The 284-nt window shown below is 38.0% G+C and carries 1 pseudogene; it reads left to right on the forward strand.

Annotated features, from left to right (window positions below):
- Positions 1 to 284: pseudogene (locus tag C1G53_RS03445) on the forward strand (energy-coupling factor transporter transmembrane protein EcfT); the annotation flags it as partial.

The raw sequence follows: 284 nt of genomic DNA on the forward strand, positions 1-284 counted from the left end.
AGTAAATTACTCTTTTTTCTCATAGTTTCCATTCTTGCTATGATTACTTACGATACCCGCTTGATTCTTTTTATCGCAGTATTTTCTCTAGCCTTGTTTAAAATGTCAGGGATTCGTTATAAAGAAATCTCTCTTGTTTTAATTCTGACAATCATTTTTGCTGCAATGAATGCCCTGATGGTTCACTTGTTTGCACCACGGTATGGAGTGGAACTTTACGGAGCAGACACTCCCTTGCTATCAGGTCTGGGAGTTTATTCCTTGACGAGTCAGCAAGCATTTTA

The organism is Streptococcus suis, assembly GCF_002960445.1.
Classification (GTDB): Bacteria; Bacillota; Bacilli; order Lactobacillales; family Streptococcaceae; genus Streptococcus; species Streptococcus hyiners.